The sequence below is a fragment of the Allopseudospirillum japonicum genome (genome assembly GCF_900108915.1).
GTDB classification, from domain to species: domain Bacteria; phylum Pseudomonadota; class Gammaproteobacteria; order Pseudomonadales; family Halomonadaceae; genus Pseudospirillum; species Pseudospirillum japonicum.
The window spans coordinates 1-10415 of sequence record NZ_FNYH01000021.1; the positions used below are offsets into that span (position 1 = coordinate 1).

General features: G+C 46.6%; 9 protein-coding genes. 6 read left to right on the forward strand and 3 right to left on the reverse strand.

Features of this window, described 5'->3' with window-relative positions:
* Together BMX05_RS12130 and BMX05_RS12135 are read left to right on the forward strand one after the other, a co-directional pair.
* A partial coding sequence (locus tag BMX05_RS12130) for a DUF4214 domain-containing protein (RefSeq protein WP_143051977.1) occupies positions 1–327 on the forward strand: 327 nt, incomplete at its 5' end.
* 370 nt (positions 328–697) lie between these two features.
* Entirely contained in the window at positions 698–2992 is a 2295-nt protein-coding gene (locus BMX05_RS12135) for a diguanylate cyclase (RefSeq protein WP_093312544.1), read from the forward strand.
* 46 nt (positions 2993–3038) lie between these two features.
* On the opposite strand, the gene BMX05_RS12140 is transcribed toward BMX05_RS12135, so the two are convergent.
* A complete protein-coding gene (locus BMX05_RS12140; RefSeq protein ID WP_093312548.1) occupies positions 3039–3926 on the reverse strand; it encodes a LysR family transcriptional regulator in 888 nt (295 codons plus the stop codon).
* A gap of 165 nt (positions 3927–4091) precedes the next feature.
* On the opposite strand from BMX05_RS12140, the gene leuC reads away from it, so the two are divergent.
* From leuC to asd, 4 genes are read left to right on the forward strand one after another with little or no spacing between them, the layout of a single operon-like run.
* Positions 4092–5522 (forward strand): 3-isopropylmalate dehydratase large subunit, encoded by a 1431-nt coding sequence (leuC, locus tag BMX05_RS12145; RefSeq protein ID WP_093312550.1) that lies wholly within the window; start codon positions 4092–4094, stop codon positions 5520–5522.
* A 14-nt stretch (positions 5523–5536) separates the two neighbouring features.
* Positions 5537–6175: a 3-isopropylmalate dehydratase small subunit gene (gene leuD / locus BMX05_RS12150; RefSeq protein ID WP_093312553.1), complete on the forward strand. Its 639-nt coding sequence runs from the start codon at positions 5537–5539 to the stop codon at positions 6173–6175.
* Between the two features lie 24 nt (positions 6176–6199).
* Complete coding sequence (gene leuB, locus BMX05_RS12155; protein WP_093312555.1) at positions 6200–7270, forward strand: 3-isopropylmalate dehydrogenase; 1071 nt, start codon at positions 6200–6202, stop codon at positions 7268–7270.
* A 56-nt stretch (positions 7271–7326) separates the two neighbouring features.
* Positions 7327–8445 (forward strand): aspartate-semialdehyde dehydrogenase, encoded by a 1119-nt coding sequence (gene asd, locus BMX05_RS12160; protein ID WP_093312557.1) that lies wholly within the window; start codon positions 7327–7329, stop codon positions 8443–8445.
* A gap of 53 nt (positions 8446–8498) precedes the next feature.
* On the opposite strand, the gene BMX05_RS12165 is transcribed toward asd, so the two are convergent.
* On the reverse strand, positions 8499–10013 hold the full coding sequence (locus tag BMX05_RS12165; protein ID WP_093312560.1) for an FAD synthase family protein: 1515 nt from the start codon (positions 10011–10013) through the stop codon (positions 8499–8501).
* A gap of 75 nt (positions 10014–10088) precedes the next feature.
* Positions 10089–10415 (reverse strand): DUF4214 domain-containing protein (locus tag BMX05_RS12170; protein ID WP_143051978.1); only part of this gene is annotated, 327 nt, incomplete at its 5' end.

Sequence of the window (10415 nt, forward strand, 5' to 3'; positions counted from 1 at the left end):
GGTTTTTATCAAGGGATGCTGGGGCGGCAAGCCGATCTAGAAGGCTTCCAATGGTGGGCACAAAAGCTTGATGCAGGTGCAGATCTTGCGCAAGTGGCTGTGGATATCTTAGCCCTGAGCCTTGTTGAGCAAACACCTGACCAAAGCACTTGGATTCAAGGACTTTACCAAGGAATTTTGGGACGAGAAGCCCACGCCCAAGAAGTCGATGCTTGGCAATCCAGCGAAACGCTAACCGGCCTGGCCGAGCAATTACTGGCCTCTGCCGAGTATCAAAGTACCCAAGGCACCCAAATGGCAGTACAAGCTTGGGACTTTTGGGTTTAGGTTGGTCTCCCCGTCTTTGGGGCGGGGAGAATGTCAAAAGATAGTTTCGATAAGCCAAGTTTTTCATGGTGCAACTTGAACATGGCTAGGTTGTGAAAGCGACCAACGCATACCGTTTGATGCATGAGGTTTTGTAAGCTAGGTGTCACCTGTTTTTGCTCTTTTTACTTCTTATCTGATCATTAACGCTTTTCTTGTCAAAATCCTGTTACAATAATCTTCACAGGCTGATAGCTAATTCAGTGAAAACAATGCTATTTTGTACCCCTTATCATCTCAGTGGTATCTCAGAAAAATTGTAGGCGCTTTGACTGGTAGCCAGTCCCCCCTCCCAATTAGGATTAGTGGAATAGCGAGTGGATAGGAATCAATGCTAGAGTGCGCATCCGCCTCCCGAGGGCGCTTGGTATTAAATATGGCAGCGACCTTATTTATCTTTTCGCTGCTCATTTACGCAAGCTATCATTACAGCCGTTTATTAGCGGACAATGAAGGTCGCGATAAAATTTACCGCTTTGAATTACTGGCACAACAAGCCACCTTACTGCTACAAGAAAAAGTAGACCGCTTACCCACCTTGCTAAAAGCCACGCGTGGTTTGGTATTAAGTCATCCGCAGCTTAATCAAACGCATTGGGACGCCTTTTTTGCTTCCATGCAGCTAGACTTAAAAGCCTTAGGTATTGTCGGGATTACCTTTACTGAATATGTACCGGATGGTCATAAAAACTTTTATTTACAACAAAGACGGGAAGATTTTGGCCGCTTTACTATTTTCCCACAAGGATGGCGCTCTGATTATCTTGTGATTCGTTTTGTACTGCCCCAAGCGATTTCCACACAAATTCGTGGTTATGATATAGGGACAGAATACAGACGCCGTGCCGCTGCTGAGCAAGCTCGCAAACAAGACCAAGCTGCCATTACTTTGCCTTTAGTGCTCTTGCCTTCTGTATCACATTCCCTCGATTATTTGATGCTCTTGCCAATTCGCACAGAAACTACTTTTATTGGTTGGAGCACTTTAGGATTTAGCCTTTCTAAACTAATTAACGAGTTAAATCATCAGCTAAGTGATCATCAAAAACTGAGAATCCAAGTAATTGATCCGCGCCATAGACACACAGGACGTTTTGCTTATGATACAGGCAGCCAAGATTTAACCCCTTGGCAACTTAAATTACAAAGCCTTAAACAATTACAACTCGGTGATCAAAAACTACAATTACGTTTAGCACCCGCACAAGGTAGCGAACTTTATGTGTCTGTCGCAGATTTAAATACTTCTGCTTTAATTGCCGGTTTATTTATTAGTTGTTTAGGTGCTGGGATTAGTTTATTAGTGCTTAATAGTCGGCAAGCGGCAGCACAAATGGCCAGCCGCTGGTTAAGTCAATATCAAGAAAGCGAACAAAGATATCAGCACCTGTTTGATCTCTCTCCTGAAGCGATTGTGATTTGCCGGCAGCAAAAGGTACTTTTACTCAATCGTGCCGCGCGCGAACTCTTTGGTTGTAACGCTTCGCAAGCTTTAGAAGGACGCTCCTTACGTGCTTATTTAGACCCACAAGTGCAAGCGGCAGTACAAGCACATTTGGATCCGCGAACCGGTCAAGAACCTCCACCTTTACCTTTGGAAGCTGAGCTTCGGCGCTTAGATGGTGATATTCGTTTTGTTGAGCTGGTTTGTGCACCTATTTTGTTTGGTGAACATGCCGCAGAGCAATTTCTATTTCGCGATCTAAGCGCACAGGCTTTATCCCGTGCCGAAGCCCAACTATCGCGTACCTTATTTGAATATGCCTCTGAGCCTATGATGCTCACAGATAACCAAGGTTATATTCAAATGGTAAATCCTGCATTTACACAGATGACAGGTTATCTAGCAAGCGAGGCCCAGGGACAAAGTGTGGCTTTATTAAGCTCACAAATGCATGATAAATCGTTTTTTAAACAACTTTGGCAAACATTACATACCCAAGGGGAATGGACAGGAGAAATCACCAACCGCCGCCGCGATGGTAGCTTATATATTCAAAAAACCCGGATTAATGCTATTTATGACCATCATCAGCATATTTATCAATATGCTTGTGTGATGACAGATATCACAGAACAAAAACGCGAAATGGATGCTATTCGCCATCGTGCGTTACATGATGCTCTCACTGGGTTAGCTAATCGCCATCATTTTGAGCAAGAAGGTGCACAAGCTTTACAAACCGCGTTGCAAGACAGTCTGTATATTTGTGTGCTTTTTATCGATTTGGATGGTTTTAAACCCATTAATGATACCTACGGACATTTAATAGGCGATGAGCTTTTAAAGGTGGTGGCGCAACGTTTACAAGCTTCTGTCAAAGAACAAGATCTTGTGGCTCGTATTGGTGGTGATGAATTTTTAGTGCTTTTGACTCAATTACACGATAAACCCAGTGCTTTGAAAATTGCCCAGCGCATACAGGAAATTTTATTACGCCCTGTCACCTTGGACACACAGATTCAAGTTCATGTAGGTGCCAGCATCGGCATGGCCTATGCGCCCGAACATGCACAGGAAATAGGTTTATTAGTCGAATGTGCAGATCAAGCCATGTATCAAGGTAAACACACGGGTAAAGGGCAAATCCGTATTGCGCAACGCGAACCGCTCACACCGCTTTAACCTTTAACCTTTCATCACCTTTTTCCAAGGCTGAGAACATGCACTGCTAGGTCTGTCGCTCGGCTTCCTCTTGCAGCAAAGACAGCATACTTTGTGCCGCATTCGAAAGCGTGCGGGCATTATGGTACAAATAACCTAGCGGACGTCTTAAAGGGGCATGTTGCACTTGTAACGGCTGCATACTGGCATCAATAAGCGTTTCTGGCAGCACACTCCAGCCCAAGCCAATACTGACCATCATTTTGAGCGTTTCTAAATAATTTGTTGATAGGGCCACATTTAACGGCAAGCCTTGCTGAGCAAATTCTGCTTCCACAATCCCACGAGTAAAGGTTTGATGCCCAGGTAACACAGCATCATATGCGGTCAAATCCTGCAAACTAAACATCTTTTGTTGATGACTCGCTAACGGATGCTCGCGTGCGACAACAAAATGCAGTCGATCCCACCACACAGGTTCCACAATTAAAGCCGGACTTGGATTAGGTGCTAAGGTCACCACGGCCAGTTCTAGTTCTCCTTGTAAAATCCCTTCATAGGCTTGTTCGGAATCTAAAAAACGTAAATCTAGCTTCACTTGCGGATAAGTCTGCGTATAGGTTTTCAACAAAGGCGGCAACCGATGCAAACCTATATGGTGACTGGTTGCTAACGTCAAAGCACCACTGACTTGCCCAGAAAGATTATTGAGGGCACGCTTAGTATCTTCTAATGCTAATAAAATAGCTTGGGCTTTGGGTTGTAATGCTTGCCCTGCTTCGGTCAAAGTTACTTGGCGACCGATCCGATCAAATAAAGCATGGCCGAGTTGATGTTCTAAATTAGCAATACGCTTACTGATGGCCGGTTGGGTGACATGCAGATGCTGCGCAGCTAAGGAAAAGGAGCGCCATTGCGCCACTGCGAGAAAGGCTTGCAAGCTGGGTGTATCCATCTTGGTATTCCTTTTTGGAATGGAATAAATAAAAAATATGAATTTGTGTTATTAAAGCAAGCCCTTTAGGATAAGTACAATTCATAAAAAACCTAACCAAAACCCTGATTCGTTTGCTGTGCTTTTGCTTTGCACAGGCAGTGCCCTAACAGAGGAGATTCACCCATGGGCGGTAAGACTTTATATGACAAGTTGTGGGATGCCCATCTTGTGAAAGAACGTGAAGACGGTACGGCTCTTTTATATATTGACCGTCACTTATTGCATGAGGTGACCTCGCCCCAAGCCTTTGAAGGTCTGCGTCTTGCAGGACGCAAGCCGTGGCGCTTGCAAGCGAACTTGGCGACACCAGATCATAATGTACCCACGACCTTACAAGAACGCCAAGCCGGCATCGCTGGGATTGAAGATCCGATCTCGCGGATTCAAGTACAGACCTTGGATGAAAACTGTGATGCTTTTGGCATTACTGAATTCAAAATCAACGATGAGCGCCAAGGGATTGTGCATGTTGTTGGTCCAGAACAAGGAGCGACCTTGCCTGGGATGACTCTCGTTTGTGGTGATTCGCACACAGCAACGCATGGTGCTTTTGCGGCTTTAGCCCATGGTATCGGCACCTCAGAGGTCGAGCATGTGTTAGCCACCCAATGTCTGATTCAGCGTAAAATGAAAAATATGCTGATTGAGGTGACTGGGCAATTGCAAGCGGGCGTCACCGCGAAAGATATTATTCTTGCAGTGATCGGTAAAATAGGCACCGCAGGGGGTACAGGGTATGCCATGGAATTTGCTGGTGAAGCTATTCGCAGCCTCTCCATGGAAGGCCGTATGACCTTATGTAACATGGCGATTGAAGGCGGCGCGCGTGTGGGTTTGGTAGCCGTGGATGAGACTACCTTAAACTATGTCAAAGGCCGTCCTTTTGCTCCCAAAGAGGCCCATTGGGAACAAGCCGTTGCCGTATGGCGCGAATTGCATTCAGATGCAGACGCCCATTTTGATGCGCATATTCAGTTGGATGCGCAAACCATTGCACCGCAAGTCACTTGGGGCACATCGCCTGAAATGGTCGTCAGTGTACTCGACACAGTGCCTGATCCAGCGCAAGCGCATGACGAAAGCCAGGCCAAAGGTATTGAAAGTGCGCTCAAGTATATGGGCTTGGCTGCGAATCAGCCAATCACAAGCATTCAACTGGATCGTGTTTTTATTGGTTCTTGCACCAATTCACGGATTGAGGATTTGCGCGAGGCCGCTTCTATTATTCGTGGACGTCGTGTTGCTGACACCATCAAACAAGCCTTAGTGGTGCCAGGCTCAGGTTTGGTGAAACGCCAAGCAGAAGCTGAAGGTTTGCACCAGATCTTTATCGATGCAGGCTTTGAATGGCGCGAGCCAGGTTGCTCCATGTGTTTGGCGATGAATGCGGATAAACTAGGTGCGGGTGAACATTGTGCTTCCACGTCCAACCGTAATTTTGAAGGACGCCAAGGCTTTGGCGGGCGTACCCATCTTGTGAGTCCTATCATGGCTGCAGCGGCCGCGATTTATGGACATTTTGTCGATGTACGCAACGAATTGGCACAGGCGTAAGAGGACTTTATCCCATGCAAGCTTTTACTCAATTAACCGCTACCGTAGCGCCTATGGATCGTGCCAATGTCGATACGGATATGATTATTCCTAAACAGTTTTTAAAATCGATCCAACGTTCTGGCTTTGGTCCCAATTTGTTTGATGAGTTGCGTTATCTTGACGAAGGTCAACCTGGGATGGATAACAGCCAGCGCCCGCTCAATCCGGATTTTATCCTGAACCAAGCGCGTTATCAGGGGGCACAGATTTTATTAGCACGTAAGAATTTTGGTTGTGGTTCCTCGCGTGAACATGCCCCTTGGGCCTTGCTAGATGCCGGCTTTCGTTGCGTGATTGCCCCTAGCTTTGCGGATATCTTTTTTAATAATTGCTTTAAAAACGGTATCTTACCTATTGTTTTGCCAGAAGCTCAAGTAGATCAGCTATTCCAAGAGGTGGAAGCACAAGTAGGCTATCAACTCAGTATCGATCTAGAGCACCAAAGCATCCGCACCCCGACAGGAACAGAATTTACATTTGAGGTCGATGGTTTCCGCCGCTACTGCCTGCTCAATGGTTTAGATGATATTGGTTTAACTTTGCAAGAAGCCGACGCTATCCGTGCCTATGAAGCCCAGCGCAGCCAAGTGACCCCTTGGTTATTTCAATAACACATTGTTTAAAGGATCTTTGTGATGACAAAGCAAGTCGTTGTACTCGGTGGTGATGGTATCGGCCCAGAAATTATGGCTGAAGCGGTGAAGGTGTTAAATGCGCTCGCGTTGGATATTCAACTGACAGAAAAGCTGATCGGTGGTGCGGCGATCGATGCGCAAGCTCACCCTTTACCACAGGATACACTAGAAGCCGCGCAAGCTGCTGATGCGATCTTGTTAGGTGCTGTGGGTGGCCCTAAGTGGGATAACAACCCGATGGAATTACGCCCAGAAAAAGGTTTATTGGGGATTCGTAAACAACTGGGATTGTTTGCCAACTTACGCCCTGCGATTCTCTACCCACAGCTTGCTAGCGCCTCTAGCCTGAAGCCGGAAATTGTCGCAGGTTTGGATATTTTAATTGTTCGTGAACTCACAGGTGGCATTTATTTTGGCCAACCGCGTGGGATTCGCACCAATGAGCAAGGCGAGCGCGAAGGTTTTAATACCTATGTGTATAGCGAGTCGGAAATTCGTCGTATTGGTCGTGCTGCCTTTGAGGCGGCACAAAAGCGCAATAAGCGCTTGTGCTCGATTGATAAATCGAACGTATTAGAAGTGACTGTCTTGTGGAAAGAAGTGATCACTGAGCTGGCCAAAGAGTATCCAGAAGTGGAACTTTCACATATGCTCGTTGATAACGCGGCCATGCAATTAGTGCGCAACCCCAAGCAATTTGATGTCTTAGTCACTGGCAATATGTTTGGCGATATTTTATCGGATGAAGCGGCCATGTTGACCGGTTCTATTGGCATGTTGCCATCTGCTTCTTTAAACGAAAATAACCAAGGCATGTATGAGCCTTGTCATGGTTCGGCACCAGATATCGCAGGCCAAGGGATTGCCAATCCGTTAGCGACCATCTTATCGGCCGCGATGATGTTACGTTATTCTTTAGGCGATGAAGCAAGTGCGCAGCGTATCGAAGCTGCGGTTTCTAAAGTCCTTGATCAAGGGTTGCGCACCGCAGATATTTACAACCCGCAAGAAGCCGGCACCCAAAAAGTCGGCACTGCAGCTATGGGGGATGCGGTGGTTGCAGCGCTTTAGGGGGCTGCTACCCAATCAAAGACTTAATCCATTGATTTAAAAGAATTTGAGGTTTTATGTCTAAGCTTACTACAGGGTTTATCGGTTGGCGCGGTATGGTTGGTTCCGTACTGATGCAACGTATGCAGGAAGAGGGCGACTTCCAACTCGTGGAGCCGGTATTTTTTACTACTTCACAAGTGGGCCAAGCCGGTCCTGATTTTGGCCAAGGGAGCGCACCTTTAAAAGACGCTTATAACCTTGATGACCTGCAAGCCATGCAAGTAATTATTACTTGTCAAGGTGGCGACTACACCAATGAGGTCTATCCCAAGCTGCGTGCACAAGGTTGGCAAGGGTATTGGATCGATGCCGCGTCTGCTTTGCGTATGGCAGAAGATAGCCTGATTATTCTCGATCCTGTCAATGGTGATCTGATTCAACAAGGCCTGCAAAAAGGCGTCAAAACCTTTGTGGGTGGCAACTGTACCGTGAGCTTGATGTTGATGGGCCTAGGCGGTCTTTTCAAGCAAGGTTGGGTTGAGTGGCTGTCTTCAATGACTTACCAAGCAGCCTCGGGTGCAGGTGCGCAAAATATGCGCGAGCTCCTCAATCAAATGGGTGTGCTGCGTGATTCGGTTGCAGATCAATTAGCGACGCCTTCTTCAGCGATTTTGGATATTGATCGCCAAGTAGCGGCAAGCATGCGTGCTGAAAGCTTCCCAACAGATCATTTTGGCGCCCCTTTAGCCGGTAGTCTGATTCCTTACATTGATAAGCAATTGGATAATGGCCAAAGTAAAGAAGAGTGGAAAGGCTCTGTCGAAACCAACAAAATTCTTGGTTTGCAAGCCCAGCCAATTCCTGTGGATGGTCTTTGTGTACGTATTGGCGCTATGCGTTGCCATAGCCAGGCTTTCACCATTAAGTTACGCCAAGATGTACCTATGGATGAAATCCAAGCGGCGATTGCTGAGCATAATGCTTGGGTACAAGTGGTTGACAATACCCGTGAAGCGTCCATTGCGGGTTTATCTCCTGCAAAAGTTACAGGTACTTTAAATATCCCTGTGGGCCGTTTGCGTAAAATGCATATGGGTCCTGAGTATTTATCTGCTTTCTCTGTAGGTGATCAACTCTTGTGGGGTGCTGCTGAGCCATTACGCCGTATGTTGCGTATCCTTGCTGCGCACTAAGGTTGCTTGAGAAAAAATCGATAAAAACCGCCATTCTTCTTGGCGGTTTTTTATTAGGTCGGCAAGATTCTTTGTTTAATCTGGGTACTAGAAATCCCTTGTGTATAAGGCACATATTGCACTTGAATCCCTTGTGGCTGTAATGCCGCCTCTAAGGCTTGCCAACGGGGCGTATGCTGCCATTCATCTCCGCAAACCACCAGGTGTACCCCTTGCGCACAAATCCAGTGCGCGGCTTGCTCCGTCTCTGCCATAGGTGCCCCAACCAACACCGCTTGATCGACACAGGCTAAGGCTTGCACAAGGCTTAAACGCTCTTGTTGATTCATCACGGGCGTGCGCCCTTTACTTTTGATGGCAAAGCTGTCAGGCGCTACACCAACAATTAAATAATCACCCTGTGCTTTAGCAGATGTTAAATAGCTAATATGTCCTGGGTGTAAAAGATCAAAATAGCCTAAAGCCAACACACGGCGTGCTTTAGATCCCCCCAGTTGTTGTTGCACGAAGTGCAGAAGATTTTGCAATAAAATATCTTCAGGTTTAAAACGCATTAAAACATGTAACATGGCCTGCATTTTTTTATAGCGGCCCTGTTGTAATCCATGATAAAGACGCGCATACGCTTGGCAGTAATATAAATAAGAATCCTGCATAATATTCGGTGCACAAACAATAGTATCAAAATCAGGATCTGGGGTTTGCCAATCTGGGCCATATAAAGCTTGTAGAAGGTGTTCAGGATGACGCGGATACCAAAAATCACCAACCGGAGAAGCTTTGTTGACCACTTGAATTTTAGGGAAACGGGTAATACGGTTCCAAGCAAAAGGAACTTCCGGCATCCACAAACCTGAAACAGTGGCACCTGTGGTTTGCTCGGTTGCATAACCACATAAATCAAGCACCAAGCCCGAAGGATGACGCAAACAGCGTGGATTAATTAATCCATAAGAGAGGCTTTCTTCTTGCCAGCCTATTTGTTGTAAATGCTGCATACTGACATCCATTTGTGCCCAATCCACACCGATATCAATATCCTTATCTTGTGCCAACAATTGGCCAGTACGTTCTAGACCTAGTAAAGTGCCTGCAGTTGGAAACGCATGGATGCCGGCTTTTTTTAAACTCACCAAGGTCTGTAATAAGAGGGTTAACGCTTGCGTAGGTAGATTAGGTGCTGGAGAACTGGCTTCCAACATAGGCAAAGCGGTTTGCCCTGCAGCTAAAACCTGCTGCAAACGCCAGCTTAACGCTTGATAAAAACTCTGTACCGCTTGGGGCAACTGGCGGTTTTGTTGGTAGCTATGCGCCAAAAGATAGTGTGCCTCTGCTAAGGCAGGATGTGCCTGCAAGATGCGTTTTAAAGGGGCAATCCACTCAGCGCCTGCTTGTCTGATGTGTGCTAACTGCGCGAGATATAAGGTGGTTTTTACTGAAGGATCTTGCTTATGTAAATTTTGGAAAGCTTGCTCTGCCGCTGCATATTGACCACGGGCAAATGCCTGCTGCGCTTCTTGTAAGCTCACAGTAAAAGTTGACGTTTGCTTACCTTTATCTTGCGGCATCAGCCATCACCTTCAATTTTATCTCGCGTATTGGTCTTCTGACATTCTCCCCGCCCCAAAGACGGGGAGACCAACCTAAACCCAAAAGTCCCAAGCTTGTACTGCCATTTGGGTCCCTTGGGTACTTTGATACTCCGCAGAGGCCAGTAATTGCTCGGCCAGGACGGTTAGCGTTTCGCTTGATTGCCAAGCATCGACTTTTTGGGCGTGGGCTTCTCGTCCCAAAATTCCTTGGTAAAGTCCTTGAATCCAAGTGCTTTGATCGGGTGTTTGCTCAACAAGGCTCAGGGCTAAGATATCCACAGCTACTTGCGCAAGATCTGCACCTGCATCAAGCTTTTGTGCCCACCATTGGAAACCTTCTAGATCGGCTTGCCGCCCCAGCATCCCTTGATAAAAACC